Source organism: Mesorhizobium sp. B2-8-9 (assembly GCF_006439475.1).
GTDB lineage: Bacteria > Pseudomonadota > Alphaproteobacteria > Rhizobiales > Rhizobiaceae > Mesorhizobium.
On the sequence record NZ_VFTQ01000010.1, the window covers coordinates 13,811 to 34,045 of the forward strand.

Sequence of the window (20,235 nt, forward strand, 5' to 3'; positions counted from 1 at the left end):
TGCCTGATTGAAGCCGGCTATTCAACCGGCAAGACATTGCCCCAACGTGATCTGGCAAAATGCGACGTTAGCGAAATTCGACCTCGCGCTCTTGGTGATTGTGAACTGCGCTGCTACTCTGTTGCCAACTTGAAACAAATCGAGGTGCCTGCTGCGTCCGCTACCGGTTCGCGCGGCGCCGGAAGGAACTAAAGTGGAAGACCACGATACCGGCGCGGGCGCGTCGGCAGTGGGCATGTCCGGGGCATCGCCGACGCAATCGGCGGGCCCGCACACGGCGCGATTCAGCCGCCACGCGGGTGCGCACCAAAGACATGCCGGCCAGCGACAGATTGGCCTAAGCCAGGCCGACCAGCATGGCGATCAACCGAAAGGCAAGACGCGCAAGCGACGCAAGCGCAAGCGCGGCCGCAAGGTGTTCGCGCGTGACGAGAACGTCGCCGTGCCGCATGCCGCGCCTGCCGCCACGGCGACAAAACAGCCTCCGAGCGGGCTTTCGCCGGTTGAGCCAAGGCTGGCGGCCCCGCAGCGTCCGCCGCAACAGGAATTGCCTGTCTTCGCCGCGCTCGACCTCGGCACCAACAATTGCCGGCTGCTGGTCGCGGTGCCTGGCCGTCACGGCCAGTTCCGAGTCATCGACGCTTTCTCGCGCATCGTCAGGCTGGGCGAGGGGCTAACCGCCAGCGGCCGGCTCAGCCAAGCCGCGATGGATCGCGCGGTCGAGGCGCTGAAGGTCTGTGGCGAGAAGCTGCGCAACCGCAAGATCAGGAAAGCCAGGCTGATCGCCACCGAAGCCTGCCGTTCGGCCGCAAACGGTGTCGAGTTCCTGGATCGGGTCGAGCGCGAGGCCGGGCTGAAGCTCGAGATCATCGACCGCCAGACCGAGGCCCGCCTTGCCGTTTCCGGTTGCGGCTCGCTCGTCGAGCGCGACACGCAAGGCGTGGTGCTGTTCGACATCGGCGGCGGCTCGTCGGAAATCGCGCTGATCGACCTGACCGGACGGCGCTCTCCGCGGCTCGCCAACCACATTGTCTCCTGGACCTCGCTGCCCGTCGGCGTGGTGTCGCTCGCCGAGCGCTTCGGCGGCCGCACAGTCACGCGCGAGACCTTTGCCGCCATGGTCGACGATGTGGCTGCGCGGCTGAAGGTCTTCGACGGCCGCGACCGGCTGGCACATGTACTGGCAAGTCCCAACTTCCACCTGCTCGGCACCTCCGGCACGGTGACGACGCTCGCCGGCGTGCATCTCGACCTCGAGCGCTACGACCGCCGCCGCGTCGACGGACTGTGGATGGACCGCGACAGCGTCGACCGTATGATCGAGCGCCTGATCGGCTGGGATTTCCAGCAGCGCTGCGCCAACCCCTGCATCGGCGCCGACCGCGCCGACCTCGTGCTCGCCGGCTGCGCCATCCTGGAAGCGATCCGCGGTGTCTGGCCGTCCGAGCGCTTGCGCGTCGCCGACCGCGGCCTGCGCGAGGGGATCCTGAGCGAATTGATGGCTGATGACGGTGTCTGGCGCGATGGCGGGCGAGGCCGTTGATGGCTAGAAAACCGGATAAGCCGGGTTCCGCCGGCATTCGCGTCCTCAAGACCAGGATCAAGAAGAAGAGCGGCTTGAAGGAATCCTCGCGCCGCTGGCTCGAGCGCCACATGAACGATCCCTATGTGCAGCGCTCCAAGGCCGACGGCTACCGCTCGCGCGCCGCCTACAAGCTGATCGAGATCGACGACAAGCATCATCTGCTGAAGCCCGGCATGAAGGTCATCGACCTCGGCGCTGCGCCCGGCGGCTGGTGCCAGGTAGCGGCCGCGCGGACGAAGTCGACGGCGGAAAACCCACATGTCGTCGGCATCGACTATCTCGAAATGGCCGCGGTTCCGGGGGCCGTCATCCTGCAGATGGATTTCCTCGATCCCGACGCGCCGCAAAAACTTGCCGAGGCGCTCGGCGGCCGGCCGGATGTGGTGCTGTCCGATATGGCGGCACCCACGACCGGGCATCGCCGCACCGACCATCTGCGCACCATGCATCTGTGCGAAGTCGCGGCCGATTTCGCGTTGCACGTCCTGGAGCCCGGCGGACATTTCCTCGCCAAGACTTTTCAGGGCGGCGCCGAGAACGAGCTTTTGTCATTGCTGAAGCAGAATTTCCGATCCGTCCATCATGTGAAGCCGCCGGCCTCGCGCGATGAATCGGTGGAGCTCTACCTGCTGGCGAAGGAGTTTAAAGGCTAGCGCCTTCTCCTTCTCCCCTTGTGGGAGAAGGAGAAGCGGCGCTCACTTCCCCGCGGTCCCCACCGTTTCCAGCGTCTTCGGCTTGGTCAGCCGGCCGTGGCCCGAGACCGCGTTGCCGGCCTCCGGCGCAAGCCGCATGAAGGTGATCGATGCCGCCGCCGAGACGGCTGCCACGATGAAGAAGGCGATGTGGAAATCCCGCAGGGTCAGCGGTCCGCCATGGATCGAGGTCGACACTTCGAGGACGCCGCCGGCCAGCGCCACGCCGAGCGCGATCGACAATTGCTGGAAAACCGCCGTGATCGGTGTCGCCTTGCTGGTGTCGGCGGGCGTGATCTCGGCATAGGAAAGCGCATTGACGCCGGTGAAGAACATCGAGCGGATGAAGCCGCCGACCAAAAGGATCGCCAGCATCAGGGCGTAAGGCGTCTGCGGCGTGAACAGGCCGTAGATGGCGATCGATGCGGCCGCGACAAGCGAGCCCCAGATCAGCACGCGGCGGAAGCCGGCGAGCCTGAAGATCAGCGCGGTCACGAACTTCATGCCGATGGCGCCGATCGCCGAGACGAAGGTGATCATGCCGGACTGGAAGGGCGTCAACCCGAAGCCGATCTGGAACATCAGCGGCAAAAGGAACGGCACCGCGCCGATGCCGATGCGAAACAGCGAGCCGCCGAGCACCGAGGACCGGAAAACCTGGTTGCGGAGCAGCTCCAGCGCCAGCAGCGGATTCCTGGCGTGCCGCGCATGAAGGAGATAGAGCGCGCCCGAGACCACGCCGACTACAATGGTGATGAAGCCGGCCATCGGCGGCAGCGCCGGCAGGCTGACGACGGAAAGGCCGAAGACGATGCCGGAAGCGGCAAGGCCGGAGAGCACGAAGCCCGGGAAATCGAGCGGCGGCGTCTCGGCGGGCTCCGTCCTGGGCAGATAGCGGGTGGCGAGCCACATGCCGATAAAGCCGATTGGCACGTTGATCAGAAAAATCCAGTGCCAGGTGAAGTATGTGGTGATGAAGCCGCCGATCGGCGGGCCGACGAGCGGGCCGACCAGCGCCGGCACGGTCAGCCAGGACATCGCCGCGACCAGCTCGCTCTTGGGCGTGGCGCGCACCAGCACCAGGCGGCCGACCGGCGTCATCATCGCCCCGCCCATGCCTTGCAGGAAGCGCGACACAACGAAAGCCGGCAGTGAATTGGAAAACGCGCAGGCAACCGAGCCGGCGATGAAGACACCGATCGCAGCGCGAAAGACGTTCTTGGCGCCGAACCGGTCGGCCATCCAGCCGCTGATCGGAATGAAGATCGCCAGCGACACCAGATAAGCCGTCAGCGCCAGCTTCAGCGCGATCGGGCTCGTGTGGATGTCGACAGCGATCGCCGGCAGCGACGTCGCGATCACGGTCGAATCCATGTTCTCCATGAACAATGCGACCGCCAGTATGAGCGGGATGATGCGGTTCAAGGGAAACGCCCTGATCTGTCTTCGCGAATCTAGGCCCGGCTTGGGGGCGAACCGGTGCGACCGGGCGGTTATCACGCCTCGGCCCGGATGTCGCATTAAATTGCTGTCACTTTTGCGGGAGCGCAACCAGTGGTAGGGCAATTTCTCGGCGGAACGTCGTTGTACCGGGCGTACCGTCATACTACTGATGCCGCATGGAATGCTGAAATGGATAACACCGTCTCCATAGCTGACGTCGAACGTAGACTCTCCCTCATCCTGCGTGGAGTCAGTGAAGGACGGAGCTATGTCGTCGTAAGCAATGGGCGGACTATGGCGCGGATCGTTCCTGCCGCCACGCAGGATTTATCGCCCCATTCGCGCGCAGCGTTGTTGTCGCGGCTCGAGCAACAGCCGGTTGTCGCTGTCGAAAACTGGACGCGCGACGATACTTACGAACGCTAGCGATGAAGGCCTTGGCTCGTAACAGGCGCCGTTACGTCCCGCAACGATCGGCTTTTCAACCGCCCCAGGACGTGGTACCAGCCAGCGCCAATCCTGAAAGGGAAGAAGAGAGTCGGCGCTGGCCAATCGGCCTGGCGCCTTTTCCGCATTCAAAAGGACTGGCCATGGCAAAAATCATCGAAACGTCCACCGGCGCGCTGGCGCTGACTTTCGACGACGTGCTCTTGCAGCCCGGCCATTCCGAGGTGATGCCGGGCGAAACCGACATCCGCACCCGTATTGCCGGCGACATGGATCTCAACGTGCCGATCCTGTCGGCGGCCATGGACACCGTCACCGAGGCGCGGCTGGCGATCGCTATGGCGCAGGCCGGCGGCATCGGCGTCATCCACCGCAATTTCTCGCCGTCCGAACAGGCCGAGCAGGTCAGGCAGGTGAAGAAATTCGAATCCGGCATGGTGGTGAACCCAGTCACCATCGGCCCCGACGCCACGCTGGCCGATGCGCTGGCGCTGATGCGCACCTATTCGATTTCCGGCATTCCGGTGGTCGAAAATGGCGGCACCGGCGGCCACACGGTCGGCCGCCTCGTCGGCATCCTCACCAACCGCGACGTGCGCTTCGCCTCCGATCCGGCGCAGAAGGTCTACGAGCTGATGACGCGTGAGAACCTGATCACGGTCAAGGAGAATGTCGACCAGGACGAAGCCAAGCGTCTCCTTCACAAGCATCGCATCGAGAAGCTGGTAGTGGTCGACAGGAACGGCAATTGCGTCGGCCTGATCACCGTCAAGGACATCGAGAAGTCGCAGCTCAACCCGCACGCCACCAAGGACGCGCAGGGGCGCCTGCGCGCGGCGGCCGCCACCAGCGTCGGCGACGACGGGTTCGAGCGCGCCGAGCGCCTGATTGATGCCGGCGTCGATCTTTTGGTCATCGACACCGCGCATGGCCACTCGCAGCGCGTGCTGGATGCGGTGACGCGGGCGAAGAAGCTGTCGAACTCCGTGCGCATCCTGGCCGGCAATGTCGCCACCGCCGAGGGCACGCAGGCGCTGATCGACGCTGGCGCCGACGCCGTCAAGGTCGGCATCGGCCCGGGTTCGATCTGCACCACCAGAATCGTCGCCGGTGTCGGTGTCCCGCAGCTGTCGGCAATCATGTCGGCGGTCGAGACGGCCAGCAGGGCCGGCGTCAGCGTCATCGCCGATGGCGGCATCAAATATTCAGGCGATCTCGCCAAGGCGCTCGCCGCCGGCGCAAGCGCCGCCATGATCGGTTCGCTGCTTGCCGGCACCGACGAGAGCCCCGGCGAGGTCTATCTGCACCAAGGTCGTTCCTTCAAGGCGTATCGGGGCATGGGTTCGGTCGGCGCCATGGCGCGCGGCTCGGCCGACCGCTACTTCCAGGCTGAAGTTCGCGACACGCTGAAGCTGGTTCCGGAGGGCATTGAAGGGCAGGTCCCCTACAAAGGACCTGTGGCTGGCGTGCTGCACCAGCTTGCAGGCGGCCTGAAAGCCGCTATGGGTTATGTGGGTGGACGTGATCTTGCAGATTTCCGCGAGCGCGCCACTTTTGTGCGCATATCCAACGCCGGACTTCGTGAAAGCCATGCCCATGACGTCACGATCACCCGCGAAAGCCCCAATTACCCGGGCGGAATTTGATCGGCAGACCGATCGGCCTGACCGCCGGCGGGGACTGTGGCGTGACTTGAGCGTGGCGGTGCTTCGGCTGTCGCGTCACGCGGCGGCGCTCTCCATCGCCTCGATTGCGCTGTTCCTGGTCATGACAGCGCTGGAGTTTCTCTATTTCCAGCGCTTGAGCGGCGGCCTGGCCTCGCTCGATATGCGCATCGCCGGCTTCACGCCCGACGAAGGCATGGCGTGGCTCACCGCGCTCGGCCGGCGCGGCGGCGAGATCATCATCGTCTGGCACTATTTGACCTTCGATCTTTTGTTCCCGGCGCTGCTGTCGCTGACGCTGGTCAGCCTTATCCTCGCCTTCGGGCGGCGACTCAGCACCTTCCGCGCCTTGCCGACGCAGCTGCAGGCCTTGTTCTCGCTGGTGCTAGTGGCTCCTTATGCGGTCGCCGACTACACCCAGAATTTTGCCATGGCGCGGCTGCTCTCCGATTTCCAGCTGGCCAATCCCGATTCGCTGGCCTTCGCCTCTTTGCTGACCGTCAGCAAATTCGCGCTGCTGGCGATCCCGGTCTTCGTCATCGCGGTCTTCGCGCTGGCCGGGCGGCGACGCTGAGGACAAGCAGATGCGCCAGACAGCCATCTTCTGGCCGATGCTGGCGCATGTGCTTCTGGTCTATGTCGTCTATCTGGTGATGTTCAAGCGGCGCTATCTCGCCGTGAAGTCCGGCGAAGCCAGGATCGGCCAGTACAAGGTCCGCTCAACCGAGCCGGCCTCGAGCGTCACCGTCGCCAACAACCTGATCAACCAGTTCGAGCTGCCGGTTCTCTTTCACGTGCTGTGCCTGGCGCTGTTCGTCACCAACGGCGTGAACTATCTGACGCTGGCGTTGATGTGGCTGTTCATAGTCACGCGCTATGTCCACGCCTGGGTGCATCTCGACAGAAACCATGTGCTGCACCGCAGCCGCGCCTTCTTCCTTGGCGCCGGCATACTTCTCATCGCCTGGATCTGGTTCGCGCTCCACCTGCTCGAGGTGGTGTGAGGCTTGCCTTTCCCTTCTCCCCCTGTGGGAGAAGGTGGCCGCGCAGCGGCCGGATGAAGGGTGTTCCAGTTTGACAGGGACTTAAGCCAGCGTTGGATGCCGCGATAGGAGATCGCCAGCGTTTCACTCCGCCGGAACACCCCTCATCCGTCTCGGCGCTGCGCGCCGATCCACCTTCTCCCACAAGGGGAGAAGGGAAAGCCGCTACAGCTCGAACAACGCGATCCGGCGCTTGTCGAATTTGATGCCGATCTCGCCGCGTACCAGCCTCAGCGCCTGCTCGCCGAAAACGGCGCGCCGCCAGCCCTGCAATGCCGCCACGTCGGCTTCGTCGCCCTCGGCGGCGATGCGGTCGATATCGTCGCTGGAGGCAAGCACCTTGGTGGCCACGCCTTCCTTCTCTGCGACGATCCTGAGCAGCACCTTGAGCAGTTCCGCCGCCGCACTCGACCCCTCCGGCGGCTGCACGCTTTTCGGCAGTTTCGGCATCGCGTCCTTGGGCAGCGCCAGCGCCGCGTTGACCGCGCCGAGCAGCGCGGTTGCCGTGGCGGAGCGTTCCCAGCCTTTCGGCGTGGTGCGCAGCTTGCCGAGCGCGGCCGCATCGCGCGGCGCCTGCTGGGCGATCTCATAGATCGCGTCGTCCTTGAGCACGCGGCCGCGCGGCACGTCGCGCTCGCGCGCCTCGCGCTCGCGCCAGGCCGCCACCGCCTGCACGATCGCCAGCTCCTGCGGTTTGCGCAGCCGCATCTTCAGCCTTTTCCAGGCATCTTCGGGATGCGGATCGTAGGTCTCGCGCGAGGTGAGGACATCCATCTCCTCGTTCAGCCAGTGGCCGCGATTCTCGCGCTTCAGCTCGGCGCTGAGATGCTGGTAGACCTCGATCAGGTGGGTGACGTCGGCAAGCGCGTATTCGAGCTGCTTGTCGGAGAGCGGCCGGTGCCGCCAGTCGGTGAAGCGCGAGGACTTGTCCAGCCGGGCTCCGGTGACCTTCTGCACGAGCTGGTCGTAGGAAACGCTGTCGCCGAAGCCGCAGACCATCGCCGCCACCTGGGTGTCGAACACCGGATGCGGCACCAGATCGCCGAGATGGACGATGATTTCGATGTCCTGGCGCGCCGCGTGAAAAACCTTCAGCACCGCTTCGTTGGCCATGAGCCGGAAAAACGGTTTCAGGTCGATGCCGGGCGATAACGGATCGATAAGCGCCTCAATCCCAGGCGCGGCCATCTGGATCAGGCAAAGGATCGGCCAGAAGGTCGTCTCGCGAATGAATTCGGTATCGACGGTAACGAATTCCGACTTTTCGAACGCGGTGACAACGCTCTCGAGTTCTTCTTGTGTGGTGATGACCTGCATCAAATCGCTTTTGGCACAATATTAGGCCTCTTTCAATTTCAGCCGCGCGGGCATTCGTCAAGCGCCGCGACGTCGTCACGCACCGCTAGTTTCGCGCGATGGCGATATGCGCTGGCCCGGCGGGGCGGTTCAGGCCTCGCCGGCCTGCGCCTCCACGCTTTGCCTTGCGGTATCCGCGGCTTCGGCCGATGGCCGTCGGCCAAGCACGCCGGCTGTGGCCAGGCTGAGCAGGATGAAGGGGATACCGATGCCATAGGCCGAGCGGATGCCCCAGTGGTCCGACACGAAGCCGAGCAGCGGCGGGCCAAGCAGGAAGGCGACGAAGGAGATCTGCGACAGCGCCGCCACGTTGATCGCCGCGGCGCGGTCGGTGCGCTGCGCCGCAGCCGAGATCGCCAGCGGGAAGATGGCGCTGCTGCCGATGCCCAGAAGCGCAAAGCCCAGCATCGAGATGAAGGGCAGGGGCGAGAAGAAGACGATGAAGACGCCGGCCATCATCGTCGCCAACAGCACGCGCGCCACGCCGCTTGGCGAGTAACGATCGACGAAGCTGTCGGCGAAGAAGCGTGTCATCGCCTGCGAGAAGGCGAACAGTGCGACCGTGATCCCGGCGACGAACGGCCCTGAGTCGAACACGGTGCGCATATAAATCGCCGACCAGTCCATGCTGGCGCCTTCCATCAGCATTGCCGACAGTGTCACCGCCACGAGGATCAGGATCGGCAGCGTCGGACGGGCGAATATCGGCGGCTTGTCGCCGGTCGCGGCGAAACGGGCAGGCGCGGGTTCGAAGCCGCCCAGGAACAGCGCCATCGCAACCGCCACCGTCGGCACCACCAGCGCCAGATGCAGTTGCGGCGACAGGCCGAGATGCGCCAGCGCGCCGCCGAACAGGCCGGCGCCGAAGAAGCCGATGCTCCAGAACGAATGCGCCCGGTTCATGATCCGGCGCTTGAGCAGGAACTCGGTCCTGTCCGCCTCGACATTCAAGATGATCTCGATGCTGCCGATCATCAATCCGACCGGGAGCAGCATCAGGAACAGGGCGGCGGGGCCCGACGCATGCACCGCGACGGCATAGGCGAAGCCAAGCAGCGGCACCAGCCACAGCAGCGCGCGGCGGAAGCCGACGCGCTCCAGAATCGGCGTCGCCAGCGTCAGCGCGATCAGAGTGCCGATCGGCGTTCCGATCAGGGCGAGACCGAGCGTGCCGTCCTCGATCTGCATGGCCCGCTTGATATCGGGCAGCCGCGGAAAGATATTGCCCATGGCAAAGGAATAGATCGCGAAGCCGGCATAGACGCGGTGCTGGGGGGCGAGTTTCAGGCCAAGGGTCATCAGGCAATCCGATAAGGAGATTTTGGCGGCGGCTCTCAGGCTGCCGGCGACTCTTTTCTTGCATAAACAGGAAAAACATGTAACAACGTGCACAAATAAACAGGATCGCGCATGCTCACCGAAGAACGCCACCAACTCATTCGCGACCGGCTTGCGGCGGATGGAAAGGTGCTGGCCGGCGAGCTCGCCAGCCGTTTCGGCGTATCGGAGGACACTGTGCGCCGCGACCTGAGGGAACTGGCAAAGGCCGGGCAGCTGCGTCGCGTTTATGGCGGCGCTGTGCCATCGGGGCCCTTTGCAGCCGCGACGCTCAGCCAGCGCAGCCGTCATGCGGTCGAGGAAAAAACGCGGTTCGCCTGGGCGGCGGTTGGACTGCTTAGTTCAGGGCAGTCGCTGTTCATCGACGGCGGCACGACCAACGAGGCGATTGCCCGGGCGATCCCGCGCGATCTGGAGCTGACCGTCGCCACCAATTCGCTGGGCGTCGCCTCGGCTCTGACGGACCTTCCCCTGGTCGAGCTGATCGTGCTCGGCGGCCGCTATGTGCCCGATCTCGGCACCTGCGTCGGGACAGATACGCTGGCCGCCGTGGCGCAACTCGGCGCCGATCTGTTCTTTCTGGGCTCCTGCGGCCTGGACGTCGCGCGCGGCGTCACCGCCTTCGATTCGGCCGAAGCCGAGGTGAAACGCGCCATGGCGAAAAACAGCGCCGGCATCGTCATTGCAGTTACCAACGACAAGCTCGCCACCGCCGCACCCTATCGCGTGGCGGAAGCGGATGCGATCCGCCATCTCGTGGTGGAAAGGACCGCGCCTGCTGCCACGCTCGCCGATTTCCAAAGCCGGGGTGTGCAAGTCCACTTTGCCTGAACAGTCGCAGCGGCGCGCCTGTGTGACCGCTTGCCTTGACAAAGCCGGCCTCTCATGCGCTTTTCGCGCCAATTTTCGAGCCGGGCCGACGCCCGCAATTTCCGGACTTTACCCCATGACTATGCATCGTTACCGCAGCCACACCTGTGCCCAGTTGAGAAAGAACGACGTCGGCAATTCCGTCCGCCTGTCGGGCTGGGTGCATCGCGTGCGCGACCATGGCGGACTGCTCTTCATCGATCTTCGCGACCACTACGGCCTGACCCAGATCGTCGCCGATCCGGATTCGCCGGCCTTCAAGGCCGCCGAGACCTTGCGCGGCGAATGGGTGATCCGCGTCGACGGCGAGGTCAAGGCGCGGCTGCCGGAAACCGTCAATCCGAACCTGCCGACCGGCGAAATCGAGATTTTCGCGCGCGAGATCGAAGTCCTGTCGGCCGCCAAGGAGCTGCCGCTGCCGGTGTTCGGCGAGCCGGACTACCCGGAAGACATCCGCCTGAAATACCGCTTCCTCGATCTGCGCCGCGAGACACTGCACAAGAACATCGTCGCGCGGACAAAAATCATCGCCGAGATGCGCAAGCGCATGGGGGAGATCGGCTTCACCGAGTTTTCGACGCCGATCCTCACCGCGTCGTCGCCCGAAGGGGCGCGCGATTTCCTGGTGCCGTCGCGCATCCACCCCGGCACCTTCTACGCGTTGCCGCAGGCGCCGCAGCAGTACAAGCAGCTGATCATGGTCTCCGGCTTCGACCGCTATTTCCAAATCGCGCCCTGCTTCCGCGACGAGGACCCGCGCGCCGACCGCCTGCCTGGCGAATTCTATCAGCTCGACCTCGAGATGAGCTTCGTCGAGCAGGACGACGTGCTCTCCACCATGGAGCCGGTGCTGCGCGGCGTCTTCGAGACCTTTGCCGCCGGCAAGCCGGTGACCCAGGAATTCCGCCGCATTCCCTATGACGAGGCGATGCGCACCTACGGCACCGATAAGCCTGACCTGCGCAACCCGATCGAGATGCAGGCGGTCTCGGTTCATTTCCGCGACTCCGGCTTCAAGGTCTTCGCCAACATCCTTGCCAACGATCCGAAAGCCGAGGTGTGGGCCATTCCGGCAAAGACCGGCGGCAGCCGCGCCTTTTGCGACCGCATGAATTCCTGGGCGCAGGGCGAGGGGCAGCCTGGCCTCGGCTACATCTTCTGGCGCAAGGAAGGCGAAAAACTCGAAGGCGCGGGTCCGATCGCCAAGAACATCGGCGAGGAGCGCACCGAGGCGATCCGCCAGCAGCTCGGCCTTGCCGATGGCGACGCCGCCTTCTTCGTCGCCGGCGACCCGAAGAAGTTCGTCACCTTCGCAGGCGCCGCGCGCACCCGCGCCGGCGAGGAGCTGAACCTCGTCGATCGCGAGCGTTTCGAGCTCTGCTGGATCGTCGATTTCCCGTTCTTCGAATGGAACGAGGACGAGAAGAAGATCGACTTCGCCCACAACCCGTTCTCGATGCCGCAGGGCGGCATCGATGCGCTGAACGGCCAGGAGCCCCTCAGCATCAAGGCGTTCCAGTACGACATGGTCTGCAACGGCTTCGAAATAGCGTCGGGCGGCATCCGCAACCATCTGCCGGAAACCATGGTCAAGGCTTTCGAGATGGTCGGTCTCGACCGCGCAACCGTGGAGGAGCGCTTCGGCGGCCTTTATCGTGCCTTCCAGTATGGCGCGCCGCCGCATGGCGGCATGGCGGCCGGCGTTGACCGCATCGTCATGCTGCTCGTGGGGGCCAAGAACCTGCGCGAGATCACCATGTTCCCGATGAATCAGCAGGCCTACGACCTTTTGATGAACGCGCCTTCGGAAGCGACTCCGCAGCAGCTGCGCGAGCTGTCGCTGCGCGTCGCTGCGGCGAAGAAGGAAGGCTAAAAGCCGTAGCCAGGATCTTCTTTTTCCTACAAGAATCGCCTTCAACAAGAAAAGCCCGGCATCGCTGCCGGGCTTTTCTTTGCAGCTGACTGTCCGATCAGTCTTGGTTCGCCTTGACCTTGACGCCAAGCGTCTTCGGCAGGTCGAGCGGGTTGGACATGGCGCCGGCCATGATCAGCGCGAACGGCACCGACGACGGCGGCTCGGCCGAGATTTCCAGGCTCTTTGGATTGTCGAGGAAGGTATTGACTGCCGCCGAGACTTCCGCCGTCAGCTCGGGATTGTTGAGCTGCGCCATGCCGAACGGCACGATCGCCTTGGCCTGGTTGGCGACGTCCTTGGCCGACATGCCCTGTTGCTTGCCGACATAGTCGAGCACCTTGCCGGTGAGCGAATCGTCCTCGAAGCGCACCGATGCGCCGTTGAAAGAAAGCTGCTGCATCAGGCCGAGCATGGCCATGCCTTGCGCGGAATTGTCGGCGCCTTCCGGCTGGGCGGCGAGCTTCTTCTGCATCTCCTGCATCGACTTGATGAAGTCGAGCGTGTAGCCGCCGAGATTGAAGGTCATGCCGAGCGTGCCGGCATTCTCGACCGAGATGTCATATTTCGACAGCTCCATCTTGCCGTCGCTCGGCTGCCAGGTGCCGGCCATCGCGATGTTGCCCGAGATGTTCTGGTAGCCGAGCGCGTCGATCGCTTCCTTTGACTTCGGATCGTCGACCAGCGACAGGTCGGCGGTGAATTTTTCGGTGTTGGCGGTAAAGTCCATCGCCTTGCCGTCGGCCGGCGGGGTGATCTGGACGGCAAGCCCGTCCATCGCGAACGCCGTCTTGTCGCCGACCTTGACCGTCATGTTGGAGAGTTCCGCCGACTTGTACATCATCAGCGAGCCGAGCGGATCGGTGCCGCCTTCGGCCGGGACCTTCATGTCGTGGACGACCACCGGGCTGAGATTGAGCGTCACGCCATCCTTGCTGTGCTCGAAAGGCGAGGTCGAGAGGGTTGCGATCTCATAGCCGCCATTGGCTTCGCTGACCCCCTCCAGCTTCACGTCGCCGATCGGCAGCGCTTCCTTCTCGGCCGCCGGCTTGATGGAAACACCTTGCAGGACGGCGTTCGAATCGTCGCCGGAGACACCTGTCCAGGAAATCTCGACGCCCTGGGCGGCAAGGGCCGCCTTGATGCGCTCGGCCACCGCCGGATCGGCGGCGAAGGCCGAATTGAGCGGCAGCGTCAGCAGAAAGGTCGAAAAGGCCAGTTTCTTGAGTGTTGAGCGTTGGATTGTCATGGCGAGTTCCCTGTCCTGATTGGCTATTGTGAAATTATTTTTGACATCTGCTCCATCACCATTCCGTGACGAACGGGACGGGAAAAAGGCATTTCCGGGCCCATTTGTCGAAAACGGCGATGAAAAGCAAACGCCGGTCGGCAGCTATTGCCCGATGCGGTGAATTTGTCATGAAGACCGCGGCTTTCCTCCGCCAGCGCGTTGCATTGCCAGATAGCGGCCGCATGTAACGGATTGATGTTGGCCGGCCTCGTGTTGCCGACTAAGCCTGTTTCAGATCGGCGGCAAGTTGCAGCCGCCGCGGGGCCGCTTCCGTGAAATTCTTCACACCGCCGGCTGCGCATCTATAGCCACGGCGAATGCGCCGACGTTCACGCGGCGCTTGCCGCGAATCACCCGCTCGGCTAGTCCAAATTCATGGGAAAAAGGCTTTTGCCGCCTGATGACAATGGCGGCGGCGATAAAATCGAACCGGTCGATCTGAAGGAAGCGCTCGAGCGGCGCTATCTCGCTTACGCGCTGTCGACCATCATGCATCGGGCGCTGCCGGATGTGCGCGACGGACTGAAGCCGGTCCATCGCCGCATCATGCATGCCATGCGGCTGCTCAGGCTCAACCCCGATCAGGGTTTCGCCAAATGCGCCCGCATCGTCGGCGACGTGATGGGCAAGTTCCATCCGCATGGCGACCAGTCGATCTACGATGCGCTGGTACGGCTGGCGCAGGATTTCTCGATGCGCTACCCGCTGGTCGACGGGCAGGGCAATTTCGGCAATATCGACGGCGATAACGCCGCGGCGATGCGCTACACCGAAGCGCGCATGACCGAGGTGGCAAGCGAGCTGCTTGCCGGCATCACCGAGGACGCGGTCGATTTTCGGCCGACTTACAATGAAGAGGACGAGGAGCCGTCCGTCTTGCCGGGCGCTTTCCCCAACCTGCTCGCCAACGGCTCGTCGGGCATTGCCGTCGGCATGGCGACTTCGATCCCGCCGCACAACGCCGCCGAGCTTTGCGACGCAGCGCTCCATCTGATCGAGCATCCCGAAGCGCCGGTGGCGAAGCTGATGGATTTCGTCCAGGGGCCGGATTTCCCGACGGGCGGCATCATCGTCGACAGCCGCGCCTCGATCCTCGAAGCCTATGAGACCGGCCGCGGCGGTTTCCGGGTGCGCTCCAAATGGAGCCAGGAGGACCAGGGCAGGGGCACCTGGAGCATCGTCGTCACCGAGATCCCTTACGGCGTGCAGAAGGCCAGGCTGATCGAGAAGATCGCCGAGCTTTTGATGGCACGCAAGCTGCCGCTGCTCGAAGACATCCGCGACGAGAGTGCGGAGGACATCCGCATCGTCCTGGTGCCGAAGAGCCGCACCGTCGATCCCAGCATCCTGATGGAATCGCTGTTCAAGCTTACCGAGCTCGAAAGCCGCTTCCCGCTCAACATGAACGTGCTGTCGCGCGGTAAGGTGCCGAACGTCCTGTCGTTGAAGGGCGTGCTCAAGGAGTGGCTCGACCACCGCCGCGAGGTTTTGATCCGTCGTTCGAAATACCGGCTCGGCGAGATCGAGAAGCGGCTGGAAATCCTCGCCGGTTATCTGATCGCCTATCTCAACATCGACGAGGTCATCAGGATCATCCGCGAGGAGGATGAGCCCAAGCAGGTGATGATGGCCCGCTGGTCGCTCACCGACAACCAGGCCGAAGCCATCCTCAACATGCGCCTGCGCGCCTTGCGCAAGCTCGAAGAGATCGAGATCCGCAAGGAATTTGACGGCCTCACCACCGAGAAGAAGCAGATCGAGGCCCTGCTGGCTTCCGACGCCAAGCAATGGTCGACGATCAAGTGGGAAGTCAGCAAGGTCCGCGACACGTTCGGTCCGCAGACCGAACTCGGCAAGCGTCGCACCCAGTTTGCCGATGCGCCCGAGCACGACTTGACCGACATTGCGCATGCGATGATCGAGCGCGAGCCGGTCACCGTCGTTGTGTCGGAAAAGGGCTGGCTGCGCGCCATGAAGGGCCACCTGACCGACCATTCGCAGCTCACCTTCAAGGAAGGCGACAGCCTGAAGCTCGCCTTCCATGCCCAGACCACGGACAAGATCCTGGTCTTCACCACCGGCGGCAAGTTCTACACCATCGGCGCCGATCGGCTGCCGGGCGGGCGCGGCCATGGCGAGCCGATCCGCATCATCGTCGACATGGAGAACGACCAGGACATCGTCACTGCCTTCGTCCATGATCCGAAGCGCAAGCTGCTGCTCGTCTCATACGACGCCAATGGCTTCGTCGTTTCGGAGGAAGAGGTCGTTGCCAACACCCGCAAGGGCAAGCAGGTGATGAACGTCAAGGCGCCGGACGAGGCCAAGCGCTGCATCCCGGTTTCGGGCGACCATCTCGCTATTGTCGGCGAGAACCGCAAGATGCTGGTCTTCCCCCTGGCCGAAATTCCGGAAATGGCGCGCGGCAAGGGTGTGCGCCTGCAGAAATACAAGGACGGCGGCGTGCTGGACCTGAAGACCTTCACCCTGGCGACGGGGCTCTCCTGGCAGGATTCGGCCGATCGCACCTTCACCAAGTCGCGCGAGGAGCTGTCCGAGTGGATCGGAGCCCGCGCCGCCGCCGGCCGCATGGTGCCGAAGGGTTTTCCCAGGACGGGGAAATTTGGGTGAAGCAGCACCTTTCCTTCTCCCCTTGCGGGAGAAGGTGTCGCCGAAGGCGACGGATGAGGGGCGTTCCAGCTTTACACGGACGTGAGCAGCGTTGGATGCCGCGATATGGGGTCGCCAACGCCTCACCCTGCTGGAACACCCCTCATCCGTCTCGGCGCTGCGCGCCGATCCACCTTCTCCTACAAGGGGAGAAGGAAAGGCACTATTTGGACTATCGTCACGATTGCTGCACTATGATGGTGCATAAGCATCCATCGAACCATCAGGCAGGGAGCAACGCCGGGTTGAAGCGCGCCGAGATCCAGAAGCCGGGGCAGCGCCTGTTCGGCCTGTCGACGCCGCTGAGGGCGGCCGTCATCCCACCGCTGTCGGCGGCGCGCTGGCTCCTGGTGCTGATCGTCGCTGCCGGCGTCTATTTCTTCCACGGCTTCCTGTTCCCGGTGCTGGCGGCGCTCGTCATCGCCTTTGCCAGTTGGCCGCTGTACCGCCGGCTGCTCGTTGGCGTCGGCGGCAACCGAACGGTCGGCGCGACCTTGGCGATCCTTTTCATCCTCACCTTCCTGGTGGTGCCGATCGCGCTTGCCGGCACCTATGCCATCAACGAGCTGCGCGAGTGGGTCACCTGGGCGATCGAGACCAATCGCCACGGCGCGGCGACACCGGGTTGGATCGCCGCCATACCGGTCGTCGGCCAGTGGCTGAACGAGCAGTGGACGGCCTATCTCGGCCATCCCGGCGGCATCGGCGAGTTGATCCAGCTGATCAGCGGCTCCAACATCGGCAGCATCTATCGCGGCGCCTTGGCCGCCGGTGGCAGCGCCTTCAGCCTGATTCTGACGCTTCTGTTCATGATGATCGCGCTGTTCTTCGCCTATCGCGACGGCGAGTCTTTCGCGGCCCAGGTCGATCGCCTCGGCGAACGCATCCTGCCGACGCGCTGGGAACGTATCTCGCGCGTCGTGCCGGCAACCATTTCCTCGACCGTGACGGGCATGACCATCATCGCCATCGGCGAGGGCCTTGTGCTCGGCATCGCCTATTGGCTGGCCGGCGTGCCATCCCCGGTGACGCTCGGCGCGCTTACCGGCATCATGGCGCTGATCCCCGGCGGTGCGCCGCTCTCCTTCACCCTGGTGTCGATCTATCTCGCCGCCAGCGGCAAGCTTTTCGCCGGCGCGGCCCTGTTCATCTGGGGCGCGGTCGAGCTCTTCATCGTCGACAAGACGCTGCGGCCCAAGCTAGTCGGCGGCCCGATCAAGCTCCCCTTCCTGCCGACCTTTTTCGGCTTGATCGGCGGCGTCAAGACGATGGGTTTCCTCGGCTTGTTCATCGGCCCGGTGTTGATGGCGCTGCTCGTCGCCATCTGGCGCGAATGGCTGCGCGAGGTCGAGATCATGGACGAGCTTCCGCCTGTCGCCGACGAGGCCGGCGCGCCGCCGCAGATCGAAGCTGCGGCCGAGCCGAGGAAAGTTCAGGCCGGGTGAACCACGGCAAGCGCGGCACGGCGCTTGCGGCCCTCATGCAATTGCCACAGCGAATGCGCGACCAGCGTCACGATCAGGATCGAGCCGCCGATCAGGCTGTTGCGTGTGGGCTCCTCGGCGAAGATCAGCCAGACCCAGACTGGCGCCAGCACCGTCTCCAGCAGATAGAACATCGCCACTTCCGGGCCTGAAATGTATTTCGGTCCGTTGGCAAGGCAGAAGAACGAGATCGGCATGATCACGGCGCCGTTGAAGATGATCCACCACGGCGCGTTCACGTGAACGCCTTCGCCTGAAACCATGAAGACGGCGAGCGCCAGCGGCAGGATGACGCCGACCAGCGCGGTGAAGCCCATATCCTTGCCGCTGGCGCGCGAAATGGTGATGGCGAGGGCGACGAAGAAGGTCGAGCACAGCGCCATGAAATCGCCGAACAGATGCCCGGTGCCGACGGAGCCGCCGACGATGATTAGCACGCCGAAAATCATCGCCAGCATGGCGATGACGGTTGCAGGCTGCGGTCTTTCCTTGAGGAAGAGACATGACAGCAGCGCCGCGAACACGGTGTTGAAGGCCAGGATGAAGACAAGGTCGGCCGTCGAGGTGTGATAGACCGCCGTGACGAAGCATATTCCGGTCATGCCGTAGCAAAAGGCCACGGCAAGTCCCGACCAGCCCGGGATGAGCCGGGGCGCGTTCCGGTCGAACGACCGCCAGACGGCCCACACCACCAGCCCGGCCAGCAAGGTGGTGGCGGTGCGCAACATCATGATCGTCCAGGGTGTGCCGTCGGCGAGCCGGATCAGCGGTATGTCGACGGTCAGTGTGAGGCCGCCTATGGCGGTGATCAGGAGACCTTTTTGGTGGTCGGTGTGGGTGGACACTTGGGCATTCTCGCAAACTATCTTGAGCAGGCGCACAGCGGCCACGCCGCGCTCGTTCCAGCCTGAGGGCCGAAAGACCGGTGTCCTCCTCCTTGAAACAGTTAAGGATGAAGCGTGGGGAGGTTCAGCGACTGACCGCTTCGTGGTCGTAGCGTTCCCAGCCTTTCGGGCCGAGATGCTCCTGCGGCATGAAGCGCATCTTATAATTCATCTTGCGCGAGCCGTTGACCCAGTAGCCGAGATAGACGTGGGGCAGTCCCATCGCCTTGGCGCGGGCGATGTGATCGAGGATCATGAAGGTGCCGAGCGAGCGGTCCTCGAAGTCGGGATTGAAGTAGGAATAGACCATCGACAGGCCATCGGCCATCTTGTCGGTGAGCGCGACGGCTATCAGCTCGCCATGGCCCTTGCCGGTGATGAACGTGTCGGGGCCGCGACGCCGGTATTCAATGATCTTGGTGTCGACATGGGTGTCTTCCACCATCATCGCATAGTCGAGCACGGTCATGTCCGACATACCGCCGCGGCGATGCCGGGCGTCGAGATAGCTGCGGAAGAGCGAGTATTGCTCGGTCGAAGGCTGCGCGTCATGCATGGCGCCGACAAGGTCGGCATTGTGCTGGATGACGCGGCGCATGTTGCGGCTGGGACTGAATTCCTGTGCCAGGATGCGGACCGACACACAGGCGCGGCACGACTCGCAGGCCGGACGGTAGGCGATGTTCTGCGAGCGCCGGAAGCCGCCTTGCGTCAGCAGGTCATTCATCTCCGGCGCCTTGTCGCCGACAAGGTGCGTGAACACCTTGCGCTCGAACTGTCCCTCCAGGTAAGGGCACGGCGACGGCGCGGTCAGGAAGAACTGCGGCGACTGGGTCGGATGCTGCGTCATCTAATCTTGGAAACGCTCCTGCGAATCGCCCTACCTTTGGCCCGGTCGCCGAAAAATTCAACAGGATTATGCTGCCGCGATGGCCTTGGCCTGTTCATATTTAAGCACGGGCGACGCGGCGGCTTGATGCGCGCGGCCGTGAATCCGTCAGATATCGGTGCGGGTTACGACGGTGCCGAGCAGCAGGTCGTGCAGCGTGCGCTTGCGGTCGGAGAACAGCGTGACCAGGAGCACTAGCGGCGTCAGGATGACGTTGCCGGCCCAGAACAGCACCGAGTGAACCACAGCCGTCATGCCGTCGATGCGGCTGCCGTCGAGCTTCTCCAGGCGGATGCCCATGATCTTCATGCCGGTCGTCGCCTGGTCGCGGCTGCCCAGCGTGTTCCAGATGTAGAGGATGGCGACCATCGGCACCAGCACGGAAAACAGCGCCCAGCCGAGGCCAAAGGTCAACAGGCCGAGAATGGCGACCAGGATGGCGAAGGGAATGGTCAGCAGCGCGACGAAGAAATAGTCGAGCAGGAAGGCGAAAATGCGCCTTGTCCGCACCCCACGATATGCGCGGGTGTCCTCAAACCTCGTCGTGATGATCTCGCCGTCCAATACGCGTGCGTTCATATCCGTTCCTCGATCGCAGCACCCCCGTGGGAATGCCTGCCGCCTTTTCAAATGGTGAGGGCGGCCTGGAATTCAAGGAACGTGCCCG

Annotated in this window: 17 protein-coding genes; 10 read left to right on the forward strand and 7 right to left on the reverse strand. The window is 63.8% G+C overall.

Annotated elements, in window-relative coordinates:
• The first annotated feature begins 193 nt into the window (after window positions 1-193).
• On the forward strand, window positions 194-1,543 hold the full coding sequence (locus tag FJ423_RS14245; protein WP_140842627.1) for a Ppx/GppA phosphatase family protein: 1,350 nt from the start codon (window positions 194-196) through the stop codon (window positions 1,541-1,543).
• The gene (locus FJ423_RS14250) at window positions 1,543-2,238 is read left to right on the forward strand and encodes an RlmE family RNA methyltransferase (protein ID WP_095767720.1); all 696 of its coding nucleotides are present in this window, start codon (window positions 1,543-1,545) and stop codon (window positions 2,236-2,238) included. The genes FJ423_RS14245 and FJ423_RS14250 overlap by 1 nt, the downstream gene beginning before the upstream one ends.
• Before the next feature lie 42 nt (window positions 2,239-2,280).
• Here the strand turns inward: FJ423_RS14250 and FJ423_RS14255 are convergent, their stop codons facing one another.
• Window positions 2,281-3,702, reverse strand: a complete 1,422-nt coding sequence (locus FJ423_RS14255) for an MFS transporter (protein ID WP_140842629.1) — start codon at window positions 3,700-3,702, stop codon at window positions 2,281-2,283.
• Window positions 3,703-3,909: 207 nt separating this feature from the next.
• Between FJ423_RS14255 and FJ423_RS14260 the strand changes: the two genes are divergently transcribed.
• From FJ423_RS14260 to FJ423_RS14275, 4 genes are all read left to right on the forward strand, one after another.
• The gene (locus FJ423_RS14260) at window positions 3,910-4,146 is read left to right on the forward strand and encodes a type II toxin-antitoxin system prevent-host-death family antitoxin (protein WP_140842631.1); all 237 of its coding nucleotides are present in this window, start codon (window positions 3,910-3,912) and stop codon (window positions 4,144-4,146) included.
• A gap of 164 nt (window positions 4,147-4,310) precedes the next feature.
• Window positions 4,311-5,813 (forward strand): IMP dehydrogenase, encoded by a 1,503-nt coding sequence (gene guaB / locus FJ423_RS14265; protein ID WP_140842633.1) that lies wholly within the window; start codon window positions 4,311-4,313, stop codon window positions 5,811-5,813.
• 46 nt (window positions 5,814-5,859) lie between these two features.
• Complete coding sequence (locus FJ423_RS14270; RefSeq protein ID WP_224639587.1) at window positions 5,860-6,405, forward strand: hypothetical protein; 546 nt, start codon at window positions 5,860-5,862, stop codon at window positions 6,403-6,405.
• 10 nt (window positions 6,406-6,415) lie between these two features.
• On the forward strand, window positions 6,416-6,835 hold the full coding sequence (locus tag FJ423_RS14275) for an MAPEG family protein (RefSeq protein WP_095767715.1): 420 nt from the start codon (window positions 6,416-6,418) through the stop codon (window positions 6,833-6,835).
• 204 nt (window positions 6,836-7,039) lie between these two features.
• Here FJ423_RS14275 and rnd read toward each other — a convergent pair whose 3' ends face one another.
• The gene (gene rnd / locus FJ423_RS14280; RefSeq protein ID WP_140842635.1) at window positions 7,040-8,191 is read right to left on the reverse strand and encodes a ribonuclease D; all 1,152 of its coding nucleotides are present in this window, start codon (window positions 8,189-8,191) and stop codon (window positions 7,040-7,042) included.
• Window positions 8,192-8,320: 129 nt separating this feature from the next.
• Window positions 8,321-9,529 (reverse strand): MFS transporter, encoded by a 1,209-nt coding sequence (locus FJ423_RS14285; RefSeq protein ID WP_140842637.1) that lies wholly within the window; start codon window positions 9,527-9,529, stop codon window positions 8,321-8,323.
• A 111-nt stretch (window positions 9,530-9,640) separates the two neighbouring features.
• Between FJ423_RS14285 and FJ423_RS14290 the strand changes: the two genes are divergently transcribed.
• Window positions 9,641-10,399, forward strand: a complete 759-nt coding sequence (locus FJ423_RS14290) for a DeoR/GlpR family DNA-binding transcription regulator (protein ID WP_140842640.1) — start codon at window positions 9,641-9,643, stop codon at window positions 10,397-10,399.
• Between the two features lie 121 nt (window positions 10,400-10,520).
• Window positions 10,521-12,311: an aspartate--tRNA ligase gene (gene aspS, locus FJ423_RS14295; RefSeq protein ID WP_181174801.1), complete on the forward strand. Its 1,791-nt coding sequence runs from the start codon at window positions 10,521-10,523 to the stop codon at window positions 12,309-12,311.
• Window positions 12,312-12,408: 97 nt separating this feature from the next.
• Here the strand turns inward: aspS and FJ423_RS14300 are convergent, their stop codons facing one another.
• Window positions 12,409-13,599, reverse strand: a complete 1,191-nt coding sequence (locus tag FJ423_RS14300) for a hypothetical protein (protein WP_140842644.1) — start codon at window positions 13,597-13,599, stop codon at window positions 12,409-12,411.
• 417 nt (window positions 13,600-14,016) lie between these two features.
• Between FJ423_RS14300 and parC the strand changes: the two genes are divergently transcribed.
• Both parC and FJ423_RS14315 read left to right on the forward strand, forming a co-directional pair.
• Entirely contained in the window at window positions 14,017-16,272 is a 2,256-nt protein-coding gene (gene parC / locus FJ423_RS14305) for a DNA topoisomerase IV subunit A (protein WP_140842646.1), read from the forward strand.
• Window positions 16,273-16,556: 284 nt separating this feature from the next.
• Window positions 16,557-17,756 (forward strand): AI-2E family transporter, encoded by a 1,200-nt coding sequence (locus FJ423_RS14315; RefSeq protein ID WP_140842897.1) that lies wholly within the window; start codon window positions 16,557-16,559, stop codon window positions 17,754-17,756.
• Here the strand turns inward: FJ423_RS14315 and FJ423_RS14320 are convergent.
• The 3 genes from FJ423_RS14320 to FJ423_RS14330 all read right to left on the reverse strand — a co-directional run bounded on the left by FJ423_RS14320 (window position 17,744) and on the right by FJ423_RS14330 (window position 20,147).
• Entirely contained in the window at window positions 17,744-18,640 is an 897-nt protein-coding gene (locus FJ423_RS14320; protein WP_140842899.1) for a DMT family transporter, read from the reverse strand. The two genes, FJ423_RS14315 and FJ423_RS14320, sit on opposite strands and share 13 nt — an antisense overlap.
• 124 nt (window positions 18,641-18,764) lie before the next feature.
• Window positions 18,765-19,529, reverse strand: a complete 765-nt coding sequence (locus FJ423_RS14325; RefSeq protein ID WP_095767708.1) for an arginyltransferase — start codon at window positions 19,527-19,529, stop codon at window positions 18,765-18,767.
• A 147-nt stretch (window positions 19,530-19,676) separates the two neighbouring features.
• Window positions 19,677-20,147 carry an RDD family protein gene (locus tag FJ423_RS14330; RefSeq protein ID WP_073989170.1) on the reverse strand — a complete coding sequence of 157 codons (471 nt, stop codon included), beginning with the start codon at window positions 20,145-20,147 and terminating at the stop codon, window positions 19,677-19,679.
• Window positions 20,148-20,235 lie beyond the last annotated feature (88 nt).

Excerpts from the sequence above, each read along its gene's own strand:
- FJ423_RS14250 (WP_095767720.1), top strand. The coding sequence starts at position 1,543 with ATGGCTAGAAAACCGGATAAGCCGGGTTCCGCCGGCATTCGCGTCCTC.
- FJ423_RS14260 (WP_140842631.1), top strand. The coding sequence starts at position 3,910 with ATGGATAACACCGTCTCCATAGCTGACGTCGAACGTAGACTCTCCCTC.
- guaB (WP_140842633.1), top strand. The coding sequence starts at position 4,311 with ATGGCAAAAATCATCGAAACGTCCACCGGCGCGCTGGCGCTGACTTTC.
- FJ423_RS14275 (WP_095767715.1), top strand. The coding sequence starts at position 6,416 with ATGCGCCAGACAGCCATCTTCTGGCCGATGCTGGCGCATGTGCTTCTG.
- rnd (WP_140842635.1), bottom strand. The coding sequence starts at position 8,191 with ATGCAGGTCATCACCACACAAGAAGAACTCGAGAGCGTTGTCACCGCG.
- FJ423_RS14285 (WP_140842637.1), bottom strand. The coding sequence starts at position 9,529 with ATGACCCTTGGCCTGAAACTCGCCCCCCAGCACCGCGTCTATGCCGGC.
- FJ423_RS14290 (WP_140842640.1), top strand. The coding sequence starts at position 9,641 with ATGCTCACCGAAGAACGCCACCAACTCATTCGCGACCGGCTTGCGGCG.
- aspS (WP_181174801.1), top strand. The coding sequence starts at position 10,521 with ATGCATCGTTACCGCAGCCACACCTGTGCCCAGTTGAGAAAGAACGAC.
- FJ423_RS14300 (WP_140842644.1), bottom strand. The coding sequence starts at position 13,599 with ATGACAATCCAACGCTCAACACTCAAGAAACTGGCCTTTTCGACCTTT.
- parC (WP_140842646.1), top strand. The coding sequence starts at position 14,017 with ATGGGAAAAAGGCTTTTGCCGCCTGATGACAATGGCGGCGGCGATAAA.
- FJ423_RS14325 (WP_095767708.1), bottom strand. The coding sequence starts at position 19,529 with ATGACGCAGCATCCGACCCAGTCGCCGCAGTTCTTCCTGACCGCGCCG.
- FJ423_RS14330 (WP_073989170.1), bottom strand. The coding sequence starts at position 20,147 with ATGAACGCACGCGTATTGGACGGCGAGATCATCACGACGAGGTTTGAG.